This window comes from Nonomuraea purpurea, from assembly GCF_042650645.1.
Taxonomy (GTDB): domain Bacteria; phylum Actinomycetota; class Actinomycetes; order Streptosporangiales; family Streptosporangiaceae; genus Nonomuraea; species Nonomuraea purpurea.
Window position 1 is genome coordinate 116,505 of record NZ_JBHSBI010000024.1, and the last position, 22,099, is coordinate 138,603.

The following is a 22,099-nucleotide window of genomic DNA, read 5'->3' on the forward strand; positions in this document are numbered from 1 at the left end:
TGACCTTCATATCGGTATGAACGTTGAAAATTCTGCCATGACCACCAACTCACCTGGAGGGGGAGCATGATGCGGAATTCCGTGACAGTGATTGGCTTGGGGCTGATGGGGCAGGCGCTGGCAGGGACGTTCCTCGCCGCCGGGCATCCGACGACCGTGTGGAACCGTACGGCGGACAAGGCCGGGCAACTCATCGGCCAGGGCGCCAAGCTCGCCGACTCGGCCGGCGACGCTGTGGCGGCCAGTTCGCTCGTGGTCGTGTGCGTTTCGGACTACGACGCCGTGCGCGAGCTGCTCGAACCGGTGGGCGACGGGCTCGGCGGGCGGGTTCTGGTGAACCTGACCTCCGGTACGTCGCAGGGGGCCCGTGAGATGGCCGAGTGGGCGCAGGCGCAGGGCGCCGCCTACCTGGATGGCGCGATCCTGGCCATTCCCTCGGATGTCGGGGCGGATGCTGTGATTCTCTACAGCGGGGCCCAGTCGGCTTTCGAGTCGCATGAATCGGCATTGAAGGTGCTCGGCGCGGGAACGACGTACCTTGGCGCGGATCATGGTCTGTCGTCGTTGTACGACGTGGCCATGCTGAGCCTGATGTGGAACATCATGAACGGCTTCCTGCAGGGGGCCGCCATGCTGGGGGCGGCGGGCGTGGACGCCTCGGGGTTCGCACCGCTCGCCAGTAAGGGGATCGAGACGGTGAACGCCTGGTTGGCCGGGTACGCGCGGCAGATCGACGAGGGCGCGTTCCCGGCCCTTGATTCCACCATCGACACTCATCTGGCGGCGATGGAGCATCTCATTCACGAGAGCGAGTTCCTCGGCGTGAATGCCGAGCTTCCGAGATTCATCAAGGCCATGACCGATCGGGCCGTGGCCGACGGGCACGGCGGGGAGGGGTACGCGGCGATGATCGAGCAGTTCCGCAGGCCGGCGGGGGACAGGACATGACCGCCGCCACTTCGTTCGACCCGCACACGCTGCTCGCGGAGAGCCGGCTCGGGGTCCTTGCCACGATCAAGTCCGACGGGCGTCCGCAACTCTCCCCTGTCCAGCCCTTCTACGACCGGGAGGCCGGCGTCATCTACGTCTCGACGCGTGAAGGGCTGGCCAAGACGGCGAACCTGCGTCGCGATCCGCGGGCTGCGCTGGAGGTCACCAGCCCGGACGGGTGGGCGTGGGCCACCGCCGAGGGCACGGTCAGTCTTGTCGGGCCGGGGACCGACCCGCTCGGTCCCGAGGTCGAGGCGCTGGTGGATTATTACCGTGCCGCGGCGGGGGAGCATCCCGACTGGGAGGAGTACCGGTCGGTGATGGTGTCCGATCGCCGGGTCCTGATAACGATGGCGGTCGAGCACGTGTACGGCGCCAGTCTCCGCTGACCAGCCGGTTTCTGGGCGGAAGTGTGGAGTGAATTCCGGCGTATCGGATGAAATCCTGAAAAAGCTACATCTCGATCGTGTACGTTCCACCTGCAGCGGGACAGCGAGCGATCACTTGGGGTAACGGCATGTCTTCGTGGCCGGAGCGGCTCGAAACGGCGATCGGGATGTGGCAGCGGGGAGAGCTGGACGATGCGGCGGAGGTGCTGCGGGAGATCGTGATCTCCGGCGAGGACGCCGTCGTCCCTGAGGCTTCGCAACTGCTCGGGCACGTCCTGCAGGACAAAGGCGATCTTCAGGGCGCGCTGGCGGCACACCGTTCGGTGATCGCCTCTGGGCATCCGGTGTTCGCGCAGCGGTCGGCGATCTCGCTCGGCCTCATCCTGGTCGATGAGAAGCGGTGGGCACTGGCCTGGCGTCCGTTGCGGCTGGCGGCCGGAGGCGCCGACGCCGATCTGGCGGTGATGGCCGACATCGCGCTCGTGCGGGTGCTGCGCATGCTGGGCGATCTCGACGGCGCGGCGGAGACGCTGGGGCGGGTCAGGCGGAGCGGTCATCCGGAGGTCGCCGAGCTGACGGCGGGGCTGGAGGAGGCCCGATGGCCGGACGACGGCGGTGAGCGTGAGCGGCAGGCGTGGCAGGCGTACGAGGCCGTCGTCGGACTGCTCGACTCCGACGCCGGCGAGGACGAGGTCGTTCTCACCGGGTTGGACGCGATGTTGTCCCAAGGGATCCCCGCGTTGTGCTCCCGGGCCGCCTTCCGCCTGTACACGATCCACGCCCGCCGCCCGGAGTTCGAGGAGTGCCGCCGGGTCATGGAGCACGCGATCGCGGTCGGCGACCCGGCCGAGCGCGGAATGGCCGAGAAGCTGCTGGGCGCGGCCCTCGGCGACCTGGGCGAGAAGGCGGAGGCGCGGGACGCCTATCGGCGGGCGGCCGAGGACCACCGGCCCGAGATCCGGCTGGACGCGCTGATCCAGGAGTCGAAGTTCACCCATGAACTCGGCGACGAGGAGGAGGCTCGGGCCCTGCTGCGGCGGGTGGTCGAGTCGGGGCATCCTCGGTACGCGCTGGTGGCGCGGGCCTGCCTGGGCCAGGTGTACGCGGAGGCCGGGGAGGTGGAGGACGCCCTCGACTGCTGGCGGACGGTCCTGGGGGCGGAGTCGGAGTTCCACGCCGGCGCGGTGTCGAGCCTGGGGACGCTGCTGCACGGGTTGCCGGCCGAGGACCCGCGCCGGGCCGACGTGATCGCGGTGTTGCGGCAGGCGAGCGAACTGGCCGACCCGGACGTGGCGTTCCAGGCGCAGATGACGATCTCGTACGCGGCCGGCGCCGCCCGGGGGCCCGACGAGGAACGGGAGCAGGCCGTCGACGACTGCGACGCGGCCCTGGAGCTGATCCGCGCGGACGACCTCGACCAGGCCCGCATCCTGCTGCACCGGGTGATCGACGCGCAGGTCGTACGCCTGTCGGCCCGCGCCTGCGCCATGCTGGCGACGCTGGAGTACGGGGAGGGAGACGCCGAGCAGGCGCAGGAACTGCTGGAGTTCCTGGCGGACGGCGACGACTACGCGGAGAGCTTCTCCGCCGCCGCGACCCTGTACCTGTTCACCGAGGAGGGCGCCCCGGTGCTCGACGCCGGCGCGGCCTATCAGCGGCTGGGCAGGGAGGTGGGCATCGCCGCGCTCGAGGAGTGCGTCCGCGGCCCGAACCCGGCCGTGTCCGCGCTGGCCAAGAGCATGCTCGCGCACGTGTACATCTCGCTCGGGGTGCCCCGTTCGCGGGTGCTCGCGATGCTCGACGAGGCCGCCTCGGCGGGTGAGTCGATGGCGCTGTCGCACGCGGCCGTGCTCTCCTGGATGATCCGCGCCGAGGACGGCGGTGAGGCGGTCGGCCTGCTGCGTCGTGCGTTCGCCGACGGTCATCCGGCGCTGGCGCCCTGGGTCGCCCACGCGTTCGGCAAGTCTCTGGAAGACGGCGGGGAGGGCGGTGACGAGGTGGTGGCCGCCTACACGGCCGTCGCCGAATCCGGGCATCCCGGCCTGGTGCTGGAAGCCGAATCGCGCCTGCTCGCCATCCTGGAGGCCCGCCGTGACCTGCCGGGGCTGGCGGAGGTTCACGAACGGATCATGGCCAGGGACGACCACGTCCGCGCGGCTCGCAGCGCCTGGCTGCTGGGCGCCACCCGGGTGCGCATGGACGACTTCCCCTCGGCCCGCGCCGCGTTCGACCAGGTCGGTGCGGACCATCCGGAGCTGGCCGAGGACGGCGTGTTCGCGCGCAGCCTGCTCGCCCACGACTACGCCGCCGCCTCAGCCGTGCTGTCCGCCCTGCGCGAGCCGACTGCGCACTTCATGACCACCTGGCTCACGCTGGAGGCCGCGCACGCCTGGGAACGCGCGGGGGAGATCGCGTCCGCCGACGCGGCGTTGTCGATGGCGATCGAGCACGGCCATCCCGAATACGTCCAGGAGGCCGCCCTGTACCTGGGCGCGCTGCGCAACGACAGGGGCGACCACGCCGGGGCCGCCGAGGCGCTGGCCGTGGCCGCGGCGGGCGACAACGTGCGCAACGCGATGCTGGGCGCCAAGGGCCTGGGCGAGATGCGGTTCAAGCTCGGCGACTTCACGGGCTCGGCGGCGGCGTACCGCCAGGCGCTGGCCGCCGCCGACCCCGGCGACCATCACCACGAGGAGAGCCTGGCCTCTCTGACGCAGGCGCTGGTCGCGGCCGGCCAGGTGGACGAGGCCTACGACCTCCAGGTGGCGGAAACCGGCGAGGGCCCGCACGTACACCTCCTGATCGGCGCCACCCTCGAACAGACGGGAGACCTGGACGCCGCCGCCGCACACTACGAGCAGGCGATCCAGGACGACCCCGTGACCGCCCACGTCATGCTGGCCCGCCTGATGAGCCGTCGTGGCGAACCTGCTCAGGCGGTTGAGCTGGCCAGGCGCGGCATCGACAGCCTCGGCGACTCCGACGAAAGGGGCGTCGCGCTCATCTCGTACGAGCTGGGCGGCTTCCTGGCCGACGCCGGGGACGAGGAGGGGGCGCGGGCGGCGTACGAACGGGCCGCGGCCTCTGACGACCCGGACATCTGGCTGCCCGCCAAGGAACGCCTGGGCACGGCGAGCCTCAACGAGCGCGGGATCGCGCGCCTGCGCGAGGGCGACCGGGCGGGCGCGCTGGAGCTGTTCACCGAGGCGTACGGCTCGGCCGTGGCCGCGGAGGTGCACGTCGCGCTCTACGAGGGCGAACCGGTCCGTCCGCTGCTGGAACGCGAATCGTCGGAGCGGGCGGGTGACCTCGTGCTCAGCGCCGCCATGGAGAAACTGGATGCCCTGGGGGCGGACGAGGCGCGGGATCTGTACGAACTGGTGGCGGAGTTCGGCACCCCGGAACAGGTGGCCATCGTCTGCGACAACTTCGGCCTGGCCTACGACCTGGCCGGACAGACCGACACCGCCATCGAGGTGCTGACCAGGGGCGCGGCCGTGGACCACCCGAACGCGCTGAGGTGTCTGCGGCGGCTGCTCGGCGTGATGGCGCTCCAGGACGACAACGAGGCCATGGAGAAGGCGGCGGGGCGCGCGGTCGACAGCGGCGACGCCGAGACGGTCACGATGGGCGTGTGGACGCTCGCCGACGTCGCCAAGGCACGCGGCGACCTCAAGGGCGCGGTGGACGGCTACCGGGCCGCTCTCGACGGCGCGGACCCCGACACCGCCTCCGGGATCCGGATCGAGCTCGCCCTGACCCTGCGTCAGCTCGGCGAAACCGACGCCGCGTACCGCACGATGGAGGCCGTGCTGACCTGCGACGACCCGGGCCGGACGCTGCTCGCCGGCATGGAACTGGGCATCTGGCTGTCCGAGGACGAACGGCTCGCCGAGGCCGCCGAGGCTTTCGGCGCCGCGGCCGCCGCCGGGCTGAACCACCCCGCGCCGGACGAGAACGACCGCGACCTCCACGCAACCGCGCTGAACAACCTCGCCGCCGTCGCCTACCAGGCCTCCCAGCGGGACGACCACGCGGTGGCCGTCCGCGCCCTGCACCTGGCGGCGGCGGGCGGGGCCCACGACGACGCGGTACGGTTCGCCAAGGAGCACGCCTCGGACGTCGCCCAGAAGGGGGACCTGGACGCGGTCCGCGCGTACTACACGGGCGCCGCGGCCTTCCCCCCGAACGGTGACCCGTCGTTGCTGCTGGAGCTGGCCGACGTCCTGACCAGCCACGGCGCTCGGGCCGAGGCGCGCACGGTGCTGGACTCGCTGGCCGTCTCCGCCGACCCGCACCTGCGGCTGGTGGCCGCCACCCGGCTCCTGCCGCTGCTCAAGGGCACAGGCAACCGTACTTCCGGCGGCGCCCGACCACACCTCGACCAAACCCCGGGCGATCACGGCGACACCCCAGCCATGGAGGATTCGCAGCCACAGGAACCGGAGCGGGAATCACCGTCAGAGGCCATCCCCGAGGAGACCGACGGTGGCGAAGAGGCCGACGGCCGCGAGGAAGCCGATAGTGGTGAGGAAGTCGACGACGGTGAGGAAGCCGACAGCGGCGAGGTCGTCCTCGGTGATGTGCACGTTTCCCATGAGGACGACCCCGACGCCGCTGTACGTCTGGACGATCAGGCCATCGGCATAGGGGACGAATACCCCACGCCGCGCGCACGCATGGACCTGGCGCGCACGCTGCGCGAACGCGGCGAGGGCCTGGAGGCCCGCGTGGAGCTGGGCCGGGCGGCGGCGGAGTGCGACGATCCTGGCGCACGCGCGCAGGCGGGCAACCTGCTGGGCAAGTGGGCGTTCGAGGACGGCGACCTGGAGGCGGCGGCGCAGGCGCTGGGCAAGGTGGCCGTCATGGAGGTGGACCGGGACGACCCCGTCTCCGAACTGGTCGAGATGGCGGCCGACAACGTGGTCGCGGTCGCCAACCGGGCCTTCACCGAGGGCGCCCACGAGCTCGCGGTGCGCGCGCTCACGCTGGCCGCGTCCGCCGGCTTGAAGGAGGAGGCCGTGAACCTGGCGATCAGTCGTGCCAGGGAGCTGGTCGAGGCGGGCGATCAGGCGAACGCGCTGCTCTACGTCGAGGGCGCGTCCGGCTGCCTGTCGGAGCCCGACCCTCACCTGGAGATCGAGCTGGCCGGCCTGTACGCCGCCACGGGCCTGCAGTCCGAGGCCCGCTCCCGGTACGAGCGGCTGGTCTCCCACCCCGACACCACAGTGCACCTGGCCGCCTGGGACGGGCTGATCCCGCTCCTCAGCGAGATGGGAGACGTCCAGGCGCTGGAGGACGTCGCGCAGCGCATGATGGCCGAGCCAGGGCAGGCCCAAGTCATGCTGGCCAGCGCGATCGGCATGATGCAGAACGACCAGGGCGACAGCGCGGCCGCGCTGCGGACGCTGCGTACGGCGGCGGAGAGCGGCGAGCCGACGGCCCTGTTCGCGCTCGGCCGGATGCTGGTGGCCGAAGGCGAGCACACCGAGGCCCGCGACGTGCTCGGCCGCGTCGCGGAGTCGGAGCACCGGCTGGCGCGCCGGGCCCTGGTCCTGATCGGCAACACCCACCACGACACGGAGCCGTCGCGGGCCCGCGAGATGTACCTGCGGGTGCTTCAGTCGCTCGGCGAGCCGGACCCGACGGCCACGGTGGCCGCGAAGATGGGCCTGGGCTGGCTGGCCAAGGACCGCCGCGACTGGATCGACGCCCTGCGCTGGTTCCAGCAGGTGATCGACTCGGGGGAGGAGGACGACGCCCCGCTGGCGGCGGCGCACCTGGGGGAGCTGGCGTACTGGCTCGGCGATCGCGGCTCGGCCGTCCGCTACTACGAGCTCACGCTGGCCACGGGCACGCGGGAGCCGGAGCTGGTGGGCGAGGCGGCGTTCCGGCTGGGCGAGATCCGCCACGCGGACGGCGACCTGGAGCTGGCCAGGAAGCACCTGAACCGGGCGATCGAGTCGGGCGACAACGGCTTCGCAGAACAGGCCAGACTGCTGCTCGCCAAGCTCTGATCAGGCGCCCATCTCGCCCTTGAAGACAATGTAGAGCGCCTCGCGCGGGCCCACGACCAGGAGCCTGCGGGCCTCGCCGTAGAGGTCGATCGTGTCGCCGCCGCCCCGCCAGAAGGCGCCGCCGTCGTCGGCGTCGGCCCACACGGCCAGCCGATCCTCCTGGCCGGCGACCAGGCCCAGGGGCACGGTGAGCAGTTCGTTCAACAGGTGGTCGGCCAGCTCGCCGGCCATCGCCTGGGCGCGGCACGCCTGGCGGAGCGCTTCGAGTTCGGCCTCGAAAACTTCGCGGCTCAGGTGGTTGAGCTGCCCGCCCAGCAGCCAGATCGAATCCACCGGCGCGGCGGGGTCGCCGAGAACCAGACTGTCCTTGAAGGGGTCGTCGTCTTCGTCGGCCATCTGCGTGGCAGGGGGCATCATATGCGAGTGGTGACCGCCCCAGTCGCCCGCGCCGTAGTCGTAGTAGACATCGACGTAGTCCTCCTCGTACTGCTCGTGCCATCCGGTGGTCTCCCACCACGCCCGTACAGCGGCGAAATCGCCAGAATCGATGTCGTGCGGCCGCCACCCGACCCTGAACGCCGCGCGCCCGTCGCACTCCAGGTGGAAGGCGAGCACGGTGCCCGCGCAAACGGCCCGCAGCCTGGCGGCGGACCGCCTGCGCTCCACCGGGTCGAGCGTGACGCCATCAGGACACATCGCGAACGCGCAGACCGGGTCGAGCGCGTCGTCCGGGTGATGGGGGAGCACGCTGATGCGGATCACCGCCGACAATGCCCCCCACGCCAACACCACGTGGGTCTCGCCGTCGGCGACCGCGCCCGTGGCCGGGTCGACCGCCGTCACCAGCGCAGCTTCCCCCGCTTGCTCGGCGATGATCGTGCGCAGGTCGTCGGCCAGCAACGCGACCCGAGGTGACGGGGGGCCGCCTGCGGCGAGCACGGCCTGTTCCACGGTGGCGGCCGCCTCCGCTGCGGTGAGGGCGTGGTACTCGCGCGGCTCGCGTTCGAGGTCGCTCCCGGGGGCGATCACCTGGAACAGCCCGCTTTCCAGGAGGGCATCCGGGTCGAGCTCGGCGATCCGCAGGTCCGCGAACACGGAAGGGGCGTCGGGGCTGTCCTCGCGCAACCACCGGTCCAGCAGGTGGACGCGGACCGCGATGTCCACTTGCTCGTCCCAGTCTTCGTCGAGCAGCCCTTCGCCCGGCTCGGCGCAGTGATCGGAGTGCTCGAGGAACTCTTCGACCTCGTAGCTCATTCGCATCGGAGCATTCTTCCGTACGCGTCCGACAAAGCCGCTTTACCTGTTTGGCCATAGCCGGAAACATCCGCTTAACCCTTGACATGTCCGTATGTCGCCCATCACTCTTGTCATGAAATGGAAAGGCTTTTCACTGTGTGAAAAGATTGGAAGGCGGCATCACCCCCATGAGCCACGAACCGGCGTTCGCCGAGCATGCCCCCGCCCACGACGATCCCGATCCGGGCACGCGATCTTCCAACACGAGGCTGAGAACGGGCACGCAGGCGGCCCTCGTCGCGCTCTCGCTCTACATCGCCTACGAATCCCTGGGGCTCGGCCTGTGGACCTCGTTCGGCCCCGGCCCGGGATTCTTCCCGTTCGTGCTGGGCATCGCGCTGGGTCTGCTCGTCCTGGCCTGGGCCGTCCAGTCGATGCGCGCAAGCGGTAACGACGCCGCCCCCGCCGAGCGCGTCGACGCAGGCCACGCCGCGGCCGTGCTCGGCAGCCTCGTCGTGCTCGCGGCCGTCATGGACGTGGTCGGCTACCAGATCAGCGTGTTCGTGTTCCTGATGTTCCACCTCAAGTGGCGCGCCGGGCGGAGCTGGGTGTTGTCGCTCGTGATCTCCCTGGTCGGCAGCGTGGGCGTCTACTACGGCTTCAACCAGGGGCTGATGGTGCAGCTCCCGCCGTCGGGGATTCCGTTCCTGGCCGGATGGGGTCTGTGATGGATGTGATGGCCGAACTGCTCGGCGGGCTCGCCACGGCCCTGTCGCCGCAGAACCTCCTGTACGCGTTCGCCGGCTGCCTGCTCGGCACCCTGATCGGGGTGCTGCCGGGCATCGGGCCCGTCGCCGGGGTGGCGCTGCTCATCCCGCTCACCCTCAACCTGGACGCGACCAGCGCCATCATCATGCTGGCCGCCATCTTCTACGGCACCCAGTACGGCGGGACCATTACCAGCGTCCTGCTCAACACGCCGGGAGAGTCCGCCTCGGCGATCACCACGATCGACGGCTACGCGATGACCAAGCAGGGCCGCGCGGGCGTGGCGCTGACCATCGCGGCGCTCGGCTCGTTCGTCGGCGGCACGGTCGCCACCATCGGGCTCGTCGTCGCCGCCAGGCCGCTCGGCGATCTGGGCCTGCGGATCGGGCCGCCGGAGTTCTTCTCGCTGATGGTGCTCGGCATCTCCCTGCTCGTCGCGCTCGCGGGCCGTTCGATGACCAAGGCGCTCATCTCCGGCGTGCTCGGCCTGCTGATCTCGATGGTCGGCATCGACCCGGTGGCAGGGGCGCCCAGGTTCACCTTCGGCAGCGACCGGCTGCTCGACGGCATCAGCTTCGTCGCCGTCATCATCGGGCTCTTCGGCCTGTCGGAGATCCTCGTCGCGCCCAAGGGCGGCACCGCCAAGGCGACGGCGCCGGGGTTGCGCGCGCTCATGCCCGGCCGTACCGACCTGCGGCGCAGCGCCCCCGCGATCGCCAGGGGCACCGGCATCGGGTTCCTGCTCGGCCTCGTCCCCGGGATGACCGGCTCGGTCTCCTCGCTGCTGGCCTACGGCGCGGAACGCAAGTTCAGCAAGCACCGCGCCGAACTGGGGTCGGGCGCCGTGGAGGGCGTCGCGGGGCCGGAGACGGCCAACAACGCGCACGCGAACGGCGCGCTCGTGCCCCTGTTCACCCTCGGCATCCCGGCCTCCCCGACGATCGCCGTGCTCATGGGCGCCTTCCTGCAGCAGGGGCTGACGCCGGGCCCGACCCTGTTCGCCGAGCACGCCGACGTCGCCTGGGGGATCATCGCCAGCCTGTTCGTCGGCAACGTCATCCTGCTGGTGCTCAACGTGCCGCTGGTCTCGCTGTGGACGTCGATCCTGCGCATCCCGTACCCGGTGCTGACCGCGGTGATCCTCACGTTCATGGTCGTGGGCGCGTACACGATCAACTTCTCCGTCTTCGACGTGTTCGTGATGGTCGCCTTCGGACTGCTCGGCCTGCTGCTGCGCCGCCTGGACATCCCCCTGGCGCCCCTGGTGCTCACCCTCGTGCTCGGGCCCCTCATGGAACGTTCCCTACGCGAGTCGCTCGAGCTGTCGCAGGGCGACCTGACCGTCTTTTTGACCCGTCCCATCTGCGTCGTCCTGCTGGTGGTCGCGCTCGCCATCGCCGCGAGCCCGCTGCTGCGGCTGCGCAAACCCGCCGTACTGGCCGAGGACCCCGAGGCCTGAGGCCGTCACCCCCCGAAGGAGTCACCATGAAAGTCAAGATCACAGCTACGGTCGTGGCCGTGGCGACGGCGCTCGCCGCGTGCGGCGCCCAGCAGTCCGGCGGCGCCGCGGGCGCCTGGCCGCGCAAGGGCAAGCCGGTCACCCTGATCGTCTCGTTCGCGCCCGGCGCGGCCGTCGACGCGGCGGCCCGCGTGGTCGCGCCCGTCCTGGAACGGGAGCTGGGCACGAACGTCGAGGTGCAGAACCGGCCCGGCGCCGGAGGCCAGATCGGCTACACCGCGCTCACCAAGGCCAAGCCCGACGGCTACACCATCGGCGCCACCGGCTCGCCGTCCGTCGTGGTCTCGCCCCTCGACCCGAGCAGGGGCGCCACCTACACCCGGCAGAGCTTCCTGCCGCTGGGCATGCAGGTTCTCGACCCGATGCTGATCGGGGTCGCGCCCGACAGCCCGTACAAGGATCTGAAGTCCCTGATCGAGGCGGTCAAGGCCAAGCCGAAGAGCGTCAGCGTGACCACGACGGGCGTGCAGACCGGCGAGCACTTCGCGCTGGCCGACATCCAGCAGAAGACCGGGGCCGAGTTCGCCCCCGTGCACTTCTCCGAGGGCGCGGCGTCGGCCACCGCCGCCTTCCTGGGCAAGCACGTCCAGGGGTATGTCGGCAACGTCAGCGACGTCAAGGACCTCGTCGCACAGGGCAAGGTCAGGGTGCTCGGCGTCATGTCGGCCGAGCGGAGCCCGTTCCTGCCCGACGCGCCCACCTTCACCGAGCAGGGCTACCAGATCGAGGCGGCGACCGCCCGCGGCTACTCGGCGCCCGCCGGGCTGCCCGGCGAGGTCAGCGCCAAGCTCGAAAGCGCCCTGAAGAAGGCGATCGAGGACCCCGCGGTCGTCGCCAAGATGAAGGACCTCGGGCTCAACACCGTCTACAAGTCCGGCCAGGAATACACCACGTACTGGACGGAACAGGAAGCCACCGTCAAGCAGGCACTCCCCCTCGTCCGCAACACCAAGAGCTGAAAGGCACCCCAAGATGAGCGAATCTCCCCAGGACGCGCTGGCGCGGCTGGCCGTCCTGCCGACCGCCAACATCGGCGACGCCATGGACCGCCTCGGCGCCCTCGACTCCCGCATCCGCGCCGTGTGGCCGGGCGCCCGCGTGGCCGGGCGCGCCTTCACCATCTGGACCAGGTCGGGTGACAACGCGCTCATCCATCAGGCGCTGGACGTCGTGCGGCCTGGTGACGTCATCGTGGTCAACGGCGGCGGCGACGAGTCCAGGGCGCTGATCGGCGAGCTGATCGGGCAGCGCGCCAAGAACGCGGGCGTGGCCGGGTTCGTGATCGACGGGGCCGTCAGGGACGCGGAAGGGCTCGGCGAGATGGGCATGCCCGTCTTCGCCCGCGCGGTGACGCCCGCGGGGCCGTACAAGAACGGGCCAGGTCACCTCGGCCGCACCATCGCGGTGGGCGGCGTCGCCGTCGCGCCGGGAGACCTGATTCTCGGCGACGCCGACGGCGTGGTGGTCGTCCCGCTCGCCGAGGCCGAGCGGGTCGCGCAGGCCGCGGAGGCCGTCTTCGCGAACGAAGAGGGCAAACGGGCTGCCATCCTTGAATCGGCGTGACGACAGGTTCATCCGCGTGCGAGAGAGGGTTCAGCCGATGGCCGCCGGGCAGCCTCAGACGTCCATGCGCTCGGTCGAGCGCGCGTTCGACGTGATCGAGGTGCTGGAGCGCAGCGACACACCGCTGCGCCTGTCAGAGGTCGCGCGGCGGGCCGGGCTGTCCCCGGCCACGACCCTGCGCCTGCTCGGCGTGCTGCAGCGGCGCGGATTCGTGGTCGCCGAGCAGCAGGCCTACCACCTCGGCCCGGCCACCCTGTCCATCGCCCACGGGTTCCTGGTCACCGACAGCCTCAGCCGCGCGGCCACCCCCGTGCTCCAGGAGCTGGCCGCCACCACCGGCCTGACCGCGACGCTGCACATCAGGTCGGGCCTGGAGCGCATCGTCATCGCCCGCGTCGACGGCGCCGACCCGCTGCGCTACCAGCTTCCGATCGGCCGCCGGCTGCCGCTGCACCTGGGCGCGGGCAAGGTGCTGGCGGCGGCCATGCAGGAGGACGAGCTCGACGCCCTGATCGCCGGCGTCGCCGACCTCGGCACCGTGGGCGGCAAGCCCGTCAGCGAGGTGGACCTGCGGGCCGAGCTGGATCAGATCAGAGAACGCGGCTTCCACTTCTCCGTCAACGAACGCGTACTCGGGAGCTCGGGCGTGAGCGCGCCCGTGCCCGCCCCTGACGGCCACTCCATGGCCTCGGTGAGCCTCTCCGGCCCCGCCGAGCGCCATCACGAGGACGAGATGCTCGGGTGGGTGCCCGAGCTGCGCCGGGCCGCCGCCGCACTCGGCCGGGCGCGCGCCCTTTAGTCATTGTTCACCTGCGAGGATAAAAAGAGATCGATCATGCGTTGTGCCGTCATTGGACTTGGTGAGGCGGGCGGCGTGTACGCCGCCGCGCTCGCCGCCGCCGGACATGAAGTGCTCGGGTACGACCCCGGGGACACCCCCACCCCCGAAGGCGTCACGAGGGTCGCGACCCTGCCGGAGGCCGTCGGGCAGGCCGCCTGCGTGCTCGTCCTGACCGGGGCCGCGGCCGCTCCCGCCGTGGCCGAGGAGTGCCTGCCCCACCTGCGACCTGGTGCCTGCTACGCCGACTTCACCTCGGCCTCCCCCGAGGTCATGGAGCGGCTCGGCCGGACCGTCGGCGAGCGCGCCGACTTCGCCGACGTGGCCATCCTGGGCCCGGTCCCGTTGCACGGGCACCTGGTGCCGCTCCTGGCCAGCGGGCCGGGCGCGGAGGCGATCGCCCAGCTCGTCCGCACTCTCGGCAGCCCCGTGGAGGTCCTCGACGCGCCTCCCGGCGCCGCCATGGGCCGCAAACTGCTGCGCAGCGTGTTCATGAAGGGGCTGGCCTCGGTCGTCTGCGAGGCCGTCGCGGCCGGCCAGGCGGCCGGCGACGAGGAGTGGATCAGGGCCGAGATCGCCAAGCAGCTCGCGGGCGACGGGCAGGCCGTCATCAACCGGTTCCTGACCGGCACCCGCACGCATGCCGTACGGCGTGCCATGGAGATGCGCGACACCGGCGCCTACCTGGACGTCCTCGGCGTGCCGTCCGAGATGACCCGAGCGGCCGAGCAGACCCTGCGCCGCCTCTCCGCCGGCCGGCCCCAACGCCCGTCCTAGTCGGAGGCTCCGTAGCGGGTGGCGAGCGCGGTGGCGCGGTTGCGCAGGGAGGTGCGCAACCACTGCGGGGCCAGGGCTTCCGCGCTCGTGCTGAGCTGCCACAGCGCCCATTCGGCGTGTCTCGAATCTTGGAAGGTGACCTCCAGCCGCAGCCAGCCGTCCGAGCCGGCTTCTTCGGCGAGGACGGCCAGCGCGGTGCTCAGCAGCTCCTCCCGCCGCGCCGGGTTCATCCGCACCCGCACGGTGACCTGGTCGCCGCCGGTCCGGAACCGCGTGCTGCGTTCCCGCCAGGCCCGGTCCAGATCGACTCGGGCCGGTCGCTGCGCGGGTTCGGCGAGTTCCTTTGCGGCCAGGACCCGGGACAGCCGGTAGGTGCGGTCCTCGCCGGACCTCGTGGCCAGCAGATAGCCCCGGTCGCGTATGGTGACCAGGCCGATCGGGTCCACCGTGCGCCACTTCGGGGTCTCGTCCACAGCCGCGTAGTGGATCTGCAGCTTGTGCCCGGCGAACACCGCGCGCAGGACCTCGGCCGCTATGGCGTCAGGCACCTCCTCGGCGACCAGCCGACGCGAGAGGAGGTCGGTCTCCGGGTCGATGAGCAATCGCTCGGCCGCGCCGGCCGCGGTGTCCCGATAGCTTTCCGGTAGCGCGTCAACCACCTTGAGCATCGCCGAAGCGAGCGCCGAGCCGAGGCCGAACGCCTGCGCGCCGCGCCGCGATCCGGCGACCAGCAGGGCAAGGGCCTCGTCGGGGTTCAGCCCGGTGAGCTCGGTCCGGAAACCGGGCAACAACGCGAACCCGCCGTGCCGGCCACGTTCGGCGTAGACCGGGACGCCGGCCGCGGACAGCGCCTCGATGTCGCGCAGCACGGTGCGGGTGGACACCTCCAGCTCCCGTGCCAGCGCAGCCGCGGACAGCCGGCCGTGCTGGCGCAGCAGCAGCACCAGCGAGACCAACCGGTCGGCGCGCATAGGAGAACTTTAGGCGAAATACACGACACAGGATGTCGTGATTTGTTGGGAGGCTCATCCCCGCAACCAAGTACGCAATGTCGACGTATCGAATGGAGCAGATGTGGCAGTGGAGCGAACGGCGGTCAACCCGTGGCCGTGGTCGGTGGAGATGGGGTACAACCAGGGTGAGATCGTCTCCGGGCACACCCGGACCCTGTACATCTCCGGGCAGACCGCGATGAGCGGCGAGGGCAAGCCCCAGCATGCCGACGACATGGCGGAGCAGCTGGCGCTGAGCCTCGACAACCTGGAGGCCGTGCTCGGCGAGGCCGGCATGTCGCTCGCGAACCTCGTCCGGCTCAACGTCTACACCACCGACGTCGATCGGCTCTTCGAGCACTACGGCGTGCTGGCGGGGCGGTTGGGCGCCGCCGGGGTGGCACCGTCGACCACGATGCTCGGGGTGACACGGCTGGCGATCCCCGGCCTGATGGTCGAGCTTGAGGGAACCGCCGTCGCGTAGGGCGACCTCGCCGCCTCCGGCAGGGCTGCCGGAGGCGGTGGCCGGGCTACGCCGTGTCCCGGACCCTCATGAACCACTCGGTGTGGTCGAGCTGTGAGGCGAGCAGCCACAGCTCGTCACTGCCGTTACTCCACAGGTAGCCCTGATGCTCCGCGCTCAGGAGCGTGTAGACGTCGTTGCTGATGAAGGTGTTCTTCCAGTGCCTGCTCGTCCAGTCCTCGCACGTGCCGGACGAGATCGGCACGGACGAGATCAGGCATTTTCCGGTCCACCTGTTCTTCAACAGTCGGTAACCCGAATTCCAGGAGCTGTTCACCCAGTGCCACTCCTGCGCATTGGCCGAGGTGTCGCACGGTAGCGCGCGGATGGCGCCACTTTCGTAGGTTGAAATGCATTTGGCGGTACCGCGATTCATGAACGACCAGTAGATCACCGCGTTTGCACTGGTGGAAGCGGAGGCTGCGGGTGCGGGCAGCCAGGCGGCGGTCGCGAGCAGCGCCCCCGCGGTCAACGGGACGACCTTTTTGAGCATCAATTCCTCCGTTGTGTCGATGTGCCGTCAGGATGACTTTCAGTGCTTAATTCGCGCTGAAATTCCACTGATCGGCGCACCTCTATGAGAATGTGTGGAGAAATTCTTCGATAATTTGGTTGTAGGAGTCCGGGCGTTCCATGTTGGGGTAGTGGGCCGTGCCGTCGATCGAGAGCGCGCGGCCGTCGGAGACGGTGTCGGCCAGGCGCTGGGCCATGCCGATGTGGTCGGGCGAGTCGATGGCGCCGTGGACGGCCAGCACGGGGACGTCGATCTTGGCGATGCGCTCCCAGGTGTCATGTACCGGGACGAGCAGGTTGGGCTCGCCGGCGGCGTGCTTGGACATGGTGGCCCTGGCCATCCGCTCCAGGCGGTGCACGACCTCAGGGTCGAGATCGTCGAGGGTGCGGTGCGGCCCCGCGGCGAAGGCCATGAATCCCTCGACCGAGCCGTCCAGGTCGCCGGCGGCCATCGCCGCGTGCCAGGTGGCCAGGTGCCGGGTGGTCCATGGGTCGGTGAAGTACGGTTCCGCGGTCCCGGCGCCGCCGACGACCACGGCACTGACCAGTTCGGGGTGCTCCAGGGCGGTGTCGACCGCGATGCTGGCGCCCATGGAGATCCCCACCAGGACCGAGGGCCCGGTGCCCAGGTGACGTAGCAGCGCGGCGAGGTCGTCGGTGAGCCGGTACGGCTGCGCGGCGTTGGCGGACCGGCCGTGGCCGCGGGCGTCGGGCGCGATGACGCGGTAGCGCGTGGCGAGGGCGGGAATCTGGTCGTCCCACATGCCGTGGTCGAGGAAGCCGCCGTGCAGCAGGACGACGGGCCGGCCGGTGCCGGTGTCGAGCCAGAACAGGTCCTTCATGACAACCAAGGTGTCATTTTTGCACCACGATGACAACCTAGGTGTCATCATGGTGCGGTGGCAGATCGTGAGATGACCGACAGGCTCGCCGAGGTGTTCGACCTGGTGGGGCCGCTCTACCGGCGGGCGCAGCGCAAGGTGGAGCTGTACCTGCCCGGCGAGGGGCTGTCGGTGGGCATGCGGGCCGTGCTCGTCCTGCTGCGCGAGCACGGGCCGATGACCGTCCCGCAGATGGGCCGGGCGCAGGCGTTGAGCCGCCAGTTCGTCCAGCGGATGATCAACGACGCGGCCGCGCACGGTCTGGTGGAGTCCGTGCCCAACCCGGCGCACAAGCGGTCCTCGCTGATCCGGCTGACCGAGGAGGGGCAGGCCGTCATCACCGCCGTGATCGACAGCGAGCGCGCGATGCTCGGCCAGGCCGGCGGCGACCTGAGCGAGGCCGACGTCGACGCCTGCATCCGGGTGTTGTCGCGGCTGGTGCGGTTCCTGGACGACGTCGACGTGGACTGAGCCGGACATTTCATTAAATAGGAGGCACTGTCCCAGGCGTTCTGGAAGCCTGTCGCAAATGACCATGGACGCGCTCGCCGAGCTGAACAAGCCCACCAGCCGGGAGGCGTACCTGCGCGCGTTCGGCACCCTGCTGCACAGCGGGGACACCGCCGCCGTGTGCGCGGCCCTGGACGACTACCAGCACGAAGAGGCGCTCACCCGCTTCGGCGGGAGCAACCCACTCGAACCATTCGCCACCGAGGTGCTCTTCGTCGCGCGAGACCTGCTCCGCGGGCCCGCCGAGCCGGACGCCCACGCCAGCGCCCTGAACGTGATGAGGAACCTCGCCGAGTACGAGGACGCGGACCTGATCGCCGACGCCCTCGACGGCGCCACGGACGTGGACGTGCTGCAGGCGGGTTTGTCCGCCGCCGCCTGCGCGCTGATGGACGAACCCGAACCGAACCCGCGGTTGCTCGCGATGCTCATCGCCATGGTCTTCGACGAGACCCGCGACGTGGACGAGCGGTGCGACGCCCTGTCGGCCCTGGACCATGTCGACGCCCCCGAGGTCGAGGACGCGCTCGTCCGCGCGAGCGCGTCGAGCGAGCTGAACCTGCAGGTCAGCGCCGTGCTCCGGCTCGCCATGCCGGGCCGGATCAGGGTTCACCGCGAGCGGATCGAACGGCTCGTGGCCTCCTGGCCCGACAACGTGGGGGGCAACGCGACATTTGTCCGCGAGCGACTCGACGGCTTCCACAGCCTTTACTGGACCGACGCCGAGCTGAATGATCCGGAGCTCCGCGCCGCCCATTGGGAGCTGCGTTTTCCCGCCGACGACGAATCCTGCATGCGGGCGTTCCTGACGTTGCTGCGCAGCGACGACACGGTGGCCGTGGGGATCGCGTTCGACCACTGCGAATACTGGGAGGGGCTGCGCCGGGTCCTGCGCGACGACGCGTCCGCCGAGCGCCACCTGCCCGAGGTGCTGGCCCGCGCCCGCGAGGTGCTGCGGCAGCCGCCCTCGCCCGCCGAACTGAGCCCGCAGTGCGGCGTGGGCGCCAACCACGCCAGCGCCCTGAACATGATCAGCGTAGCCCACGCCACGCCGTCGGACGCGGACCTGGTGGTCGACGTTCTCGCGCGGGCGGCCACGGATCTGGTCCGCGACAAGGCGATCTGGATGGCCTACGGCGTGCTCGACGAGGCGGAGGTGAAGGACCAGCGGCTCGTCGACGCGCTGAGCGACCTGCTGTTCGTCCCCACTCCCCGCTTCACCCACGTGAAGGAGCGCGCGATCCGCGTCCTGTCCGAGACGCTCGGGACGGAGGCCGACGACGTGCTACTGCGCCTGGTACGCGGCGACGACGCGCCGGCCCAGGCCCACGCGGTCTTCTACCTGGTCCGCTCGGACGGCCTCGACAGGCACCGCGACCTGCTGGTGGAGGTGGCCGAGAGCTGGGGAGAACGCCCGCCCGCACGTCCCTGGGGCGAGGACGTCGTCGCGATGGTGCTCGGCAAGCTGCACAGCCGCTACTGGCACGGGCACCGGCTCGCCGACCCCGACCTGCACCGCGCCCACCGGGAACTGCGGGCCGCCACCTCGGCCGCGACGTGCGGCCGCGCCCTGCGCACCCTGCTCGACAGCGGCGACCAGGCGGCCGTCGGGATCGCCCTCGACCACTGGTGGCACCAGGACGGGATCGAGCGCCGCTTCGGCAAGGAGGCCAGGAACACCGAGGCGCCGCTCGTCCTCGACCGCGTCAGGCAGACGCTGCGGCAGCCGCCCTCACCGGCCGAACTCAGCCCCGAGATCGGTCTCGGGGCCAACCACCTGAGCGCGTTGAGCGCCCTGCAGGTCGCGGGCGTGCGTGATGCGCCGCTGCTCGCCGACGTCCTGGAGAGGGCCGCGAGCGAATGGATCCGCGAGAGCGCACTGGAGATCGTGTCGTCGTGGTTCGAGGACGTGGAGGAAGTGGACCCGCGGCTCCTGGAGGCGCTCGGGAACCTCGCCTGCGACCTTGACGCCCCGCTCGGCGACCGCCTCGGCGCCATCAGGGTGCTCGACGGGGCTCCCGGCTCGGCCCCCGTGCTGGTGCGCGTCACGGCGTGCCCCGAGGTGGAGATCCAGGCCGCCGCCGCCTGGGGGCTGTGCGACGAAGAGATATTCGACGAGCATCGCGACCTGTTGGAAAGGCTGAGCGCGAGCTGGCCCGTCGAAGACGCTCCTTGGCAGGTCACGCGAGTACGCGACGCGCTCGAACCGGACACGGAGTGATGCGACTCCTCCGGCACGCAGTTGTCGCGCCATGACGGGATTTCGGAGAAACGCACTCGCCATTCGTCGTCGGTGAGCTCGCGCCCGGGATGCCGTTCCCAGCCTTGAGACGTCGCCGACAAGGCGCGGCGCGTGTCGAGCGGCCGGACGGCCCTGCGCGAACGTGAGGGTCCCCGGGCGACATAATTGGCACGAAAGGGAGGCGGAACGATGCTGAACACCTGGCTGACCAGCCGGTTCGACCTGGACCTGCCGCTGGTGGGCGCGCCGATGGCGGGCGTGAGCGATGGGCGGCTGGCGGGGGCGGTCTCGGCGGCGGGCGGGCTGGGCATGTTCGGGGCGCCGCCGGCGGCGTCCGCCTCGTGGATCGAGGAGCAGGCTGTCGTCGCCGCGGCGAGTGGACGTCCGTACGGGGTCGGGCTGATGGCCTGGGCGGTGCCGGACAACCCCGCTCAGCTCGACGCGGTCATCGCGGCCCGTCCGAACCTGGTGTCGATCAGCTTCGGTTCGTACGCCGAGTACGTCGAGCCGCTGCGCCAGGCCGGGATCACCGTGACGACCCAGGTGGGCACCACGGACGAGGCCCGCGCCGCCGAACAGGCCGGAGTGGACGTGATCGTGGCCCGCGGCGCCGAAGGCGGCGGCCACGGCCGTAACGACGTGGCCACCCTGCCCCTGCTGCAGAGCGTGCTGGACGCGGTGAGCGTCCCCGTGCTGGCCGCCGGCGGCATCGCCACCGCGCGCGGCCTGGCCGCCGTGCTCGCCGCGGGAGCGCAGGGCGCCTGGGTGGGGACGGCGTTCCTCGGGTGCGTGGAGACGACCGTCTCCGAGCCGGCCAAGGAGCGCATCCTGGCCGCCGGCGAGGACGACACGGCGTACGGCCGCGTCTTCGACGTGGCACAGCGGCTCGGGTGGCCCGTCGAATACGGCGGACGGGCCCTGCGCAACGCCTTCTTCGACCGGTGGACCGGCCGGGAGCAGGAACTGGCCGGGGACGAGACCGCGCGCGCCGAACTGGAGGCCGCACGCCGCGCCGGCGACTTCGACACCGCCTACGTCTACGCGGGCCAGGCCGTCGGCATGGTCAGCCGAGGACGCACGGCCGCCGACGTGGTCGCCGACTTCGCCGCCGCAGAAAACCTGCTGCGCCGCTGTGGGATTCTTGACGTGTCATGAAGACATCGCGGTCGGGTCGATGATGCGCATCCGGGAGTTGCCGCCGTAACCCAGCCGCTTGACCAGGTCGGACGTGCCCCCGGGGCCGTCGCCCGGCAGGCCGCGCGCGGCACGGGGTCGAGCCCGTACGCCGCCTCGACCATCCACTCGTTCGCCCGCCCCCGGATCGCCGACAGGCGCGCCAAGGTGGCGGCGACGTACACCACCAACTCGCGTGTCAGTTTCGACGGTGCGGCTTTGATGGACGCTTCGTCCGGGCTCGGACCCGTCCGGCTTATGGCTGTCGTGCCGGCTTTCTGAGCACCTCCGTGAGGGCCGAGATGCTGTGGTCGCCGTGGCCGGCCTCGGCCGCCCGTCTCACCAGGTCGTGGAGCGGGGCGAGCCAGGCCGCCTCGACGTTCGTCTCCTTGGCCAGATCCTCGTCGTGGGCCGCCCCCGCCAGGAAGAGGTTCACCGAGGAGGCGGCGTCGGTGTAGTCGCCGCCGTCGATCTCCTTGGCGTAGATCGGCAGCAGCGACTTGATCATGTCCAGCCACTTGCCGGCGAAGCGCACCATCGTGTTCACCTCCAGCCCGCGCGCCTGGACCGCGGCGGCGCCCTGGAAGAAGCCGACGAGCGCCGGCAGCAGCATGGCGCCCACCGCCATCTCGTACAGGGCGGCCAGGTCGGCCTCATCGCCGAGGTGGACGGTGTCGCCGCCCAGCACCTTCAGGGTCGTCTCGTACTCATCGAAGACCGTCTTGTCGCCGCTGTAGTACAGCAGGGTGTCCGGCGCTCCCACGGCCGAGGGCACGTTCTTGACCGCCCCGGCCAGGAACCGGGCGCCGTGCCCGATGGCCCAGGCAGCCGTCTCGCGGGCGCCGGCCGGGGAGCCGCTGTTGAGGGTGACCAGGGCCCGCCCACGCAGCGCCGCGCCGGCCGGCCGCAGCGCCACCCGGCTGTCCTCGAAGGTGGTCAGGCAGGTGATGACCAGGGGACTTGCCGCCACCGCGTCCTCAACAGCCTCCGTATGCCTGGCTCCCATGGCGATGAGGGGCGCGGCTTTGGCGGCGGTCCTGTTCCAGACAGTGATCGGGTGTCCGGCCTTGATGAAGGTCTCGGCCAGTGCTGTGCCCATCGAGCCCAGCCCGACGACGGTCACCGGTGTCACGTTCTTCGCAGTCATATGCATACTCCAGCCACAGAG

General features: G+C 70.9%; 18 protein-coding genes. 13 read left to right on the forward strand and 5 right to left on the reverse strand.

Annotation, left to right across the window (positions count from 1 at the left end; genetic code table 11):
• Window positions 1-81 precede the first annotated feature (81 nt).
• The 3 genes from ACFOY2_RS37380 (at window position 82) to ACFOY2_RS37390 (ending at window position 7,396) form a co-directional block, all read left to right on the forward strand.
• A complete protein-coding gene (locus ACFOY2_RS37380) occupies window positions 82-948 on the forward strand; it encodes an NAD(P)-dependent oxidoreductase (RefSeq protein ID WP_379532836.1) in 867 nt (288 codons plus the stop codon).
• On the forward strand, window positions 945-1,379 hold the full coding sequence (locus tag ACFOY2_RS37385; protein ID WP_379532837.1) for a PPOX class F420-dependent oxidoreductase: 435 nt from the start codon (window positions 945-947) through the stop codon (window positions 1,377-1,379). The genes ACFOY2_RS37380 and ACFOY2_RS37385 overlap by 4 nt, the downstream gene beginning before the upstream one ends.
• Before the next feature lie 128 nt (window positions 1,380-1,507).
• Window positions 1,508-7,396 carry a hypothetical protein gene (locus tag ACFOY2_RS37390; protein ID WP_379532838.1) on the forward strand — a complete coding sequence of 1,963 codons (5,889 nt, stop codon included), beginning with the start codon at window positions 1,508-1,510 and terminating at the stop codon, window positions 7,394-7,396.
• Here ACFOY2_RS37390 and ACFOY2_RS37395 read toward each other — a convergent pair whose 3' ends face one another.
• Complete coding sequence (locus ACFOY2_RS37395) at window positions 7,397-8,656, reverse strand: hypothetical protein (protein WP_379532839.1); 1,260 nt, start codon at window positions 8,654-8,656, stop codon at window positions 7,397-7,399.
• Window positions 8,657-8,820: 164 nt separating this feature from the next.
• Between ACFOY2_RS37395 and ACFOY2_RS37400 the strand changes: the two genes are divergently transcribed.
• Genes ACFOY2_RS37400 through ACFOY2_RS37425 form a run of 6 tightly spaced genes read left to right on the forward strand, consistent with a single transcriptional unit; the run spans window position 8,821 to window position 14,097 of the window.
• Window positions 8,821-9,360 carry a tripartite tricarboxylate transporter TctB family protein gene (locus tag ACFOY2_RS37400; protein WP_379532840.1) on the forward strand — a complete coding sequence of 180 codons (540 nt, stop codon included), beginning with the start codon at window positions 8,821-8,823 and terminating at the stop codon, window positions 9,358-9,360.
• The gene (locus ACFOY2_RS37405; RefSeq protein ID WP_379532841.1) at window positions 9,360-10,859 is read left to right on the forward strand and encodes a tripartite tricarboxylate transporter permease; all 1,500 of its coding nucleotides are present in this window, start codon (window positions 9,360-9,362) and stop codon (window positions 10,857-10,859) included. The genes ACFOY2_RS37400 and ACFOY2_RS37405 overlap by 1 nt, the downstream gene beginning before the upstream one ends.
• Window positions 10,860-10,885: 26 nt before the next feature.
• Window positions 10,886-11,878: a tripartite tricarboxylate transporter substrate binding protein gene (locus ACFOY2_RS37410; RefSeq protein ID WP_379532842.1), complete on the forward strand. Its 993-nt coding sequence runs from the start codon at window positions 10,886-10,888 to the stop codon at window positions 11,876-11,878.
• A gap of 13 nt (window positions 11,879-11,891) precedes the next feature.
• A complete protein-coding gene (locus ACFOY2_RS37415) occupies window positions 11,892-12,482 on the forward strand; it encodes an RraA family protein (RefSeq protein WP_379532843.1) in 591 nt (196 codons plus the stop codon).
• Between the two features lie 16 nt (window positions 12,483-12,498).
• On the forward strand, window positions 12,499-13,281 hold the full coding sequence (locus tag ACFOY2_RS37420) for an IclR family transcriptional regulator (RefSeq protein WP_379532844.1): 783 nt from the start codon (window positions 12,499-12,501) through the stop codon (window positions 13,279-13,281).
• A gap of 36 nt (window positions 13,282-13,317) precedes the next feature.
• Complete coding sequence (locus ACFOY2_RS37425; protein ID WP_379532845.1) at window positions 13,318-14,097, forward strand: NAD(P)-dependent oxidoreductase; 780 nt, start codon at window positions 13,318-13,320, stop codon at window positions 14,095-14,097.
• Here ACFOY2_RS37425 and ACFOY2_RS37430 read toward each other — a convergent pair.
• Window positions 14,094-15,068 (reverse strand): helix-turn-helix transcriptional regulator, encoded by a 975-nt coding sequence (locus ACFOY2_RS37430; protein ID WP_379532846.1) that lies wholly within the window; start codon window positions 15,066-15,068, stop codon window positions 14,094-14,096. The two genes, ACFOY2_RS37425 and ACFOY2_RS37430, sit on opposite strands and share 4 nt — an antisense overlap.
• A 109-nt stretch (window positions 15,069-15,177) precedes the next feature.
• On the opposite strand from ACFOY2_RS37430, the gene ACFOY2_RS37435 reads away from it, so the two are divergent.
• A complete protein-coding gene (locus tag ACFOY2_RS37435; protein ID WP_379532879.1) occupies window positions 15,178-15,573 on the forward strand; it encodes a RidA family protein in 396 nt (131 codons plus the stop codon).
• A 46-nt stretch (window positions 15,574-15,619) separates the two neighbouring features.
• Here the strand turns inward: ACFOY2_RS37435 and ACFOY2_RS37440 are convergent, their stop codons facing one another.
• Window positions 15,620-16,105: a hypothetical protein gene (locus tag ACFOY2_RS37440; protein ID WP_379532847.1), complete on the reverse strand. Its 486-nt coding sequence runs from the start codon at window positions 16,103-16,105 to the stop codon at window positions 15,620-15,622.
• Between the two features lie 82 nt (window positions 16,106-16,187).
• Complete coding sequence (locus ACFOY2_RS37445; RefSeq protein ID WP_379532848.1) at window positions 16,188-16,967, reverse strand: alpha/beta fold hydrolase; 780 nt, start codon at window positions 16,965-16,967, stop codon at window positions 16,188-16,190.
• Between the two features lie 57 nt (window positions 16,968-17,024).
• Between ACFOY2_RS37445 and ACFOY2_RS37450 the strand changes: the two genes are divergently transcribed.
• The 3 genes from ACFOY2_RS37450 (at window position 17,025) to ACFOY2_RS37460 (ending at window position 20,913) form a co-directional block, all read left to right on the forward strand.
• Window positions 17,025-17,477, forward strand: a complete 453-nt coding sequence (locus ACFOY2_RS37450) for a MarR family winged helix-turn-helix transcriptional regulator (protein WP_379532849.1) — start codon at window positions 17,025-17,027, stop codon at window positions 17,475-17,477.
• Between the two features lie 58 nt (window positions 17,478-17,535).
• Complete coding sequence (locus ACFOY2_RS37455; protein ID WP_379532850.1) at window positions 17,536-19,737, forward strand: hypothetical protein; 2,202 nt, start codon at window positions 17,536-17,538, stop codon at window positions 19,735-19,737.
• A gap of 210 nt (window positions 19,738-19,947) precedes the next feature.
• Entirely contained in the window at window positions 19,948-20,913 is a 966-nt protein-coding gene (locus ACFOY2_RS37460; protein WP_379532851.1) for an NAD(P)H-dependent flavin oxidoreductase, read from the forward strand.
• Between the two features lie 274 nt (window positions 20,914-21,187).
• On the opposite strand, the gene ACFOY2_RS37465 is transcribed toward ACFOY2_RS37460, so the two are convergent.
• Window positions 21,188-22,078 carry an NAD(P)-dependent oxidoreductase gene (locus tag ACFOY2_RS37465; RefSeq protein ID WP_379532852.1) on the reverse strand — a complete coding sequence of 297 codons (891 nt, stop codon included), beginning with the start codon at window positions 22,076-22,078 and terminating at the stop codon, window positions 21,188-21,190.
• Window positions 22,079-22,099: the final 21 nt, after the last annotated feature.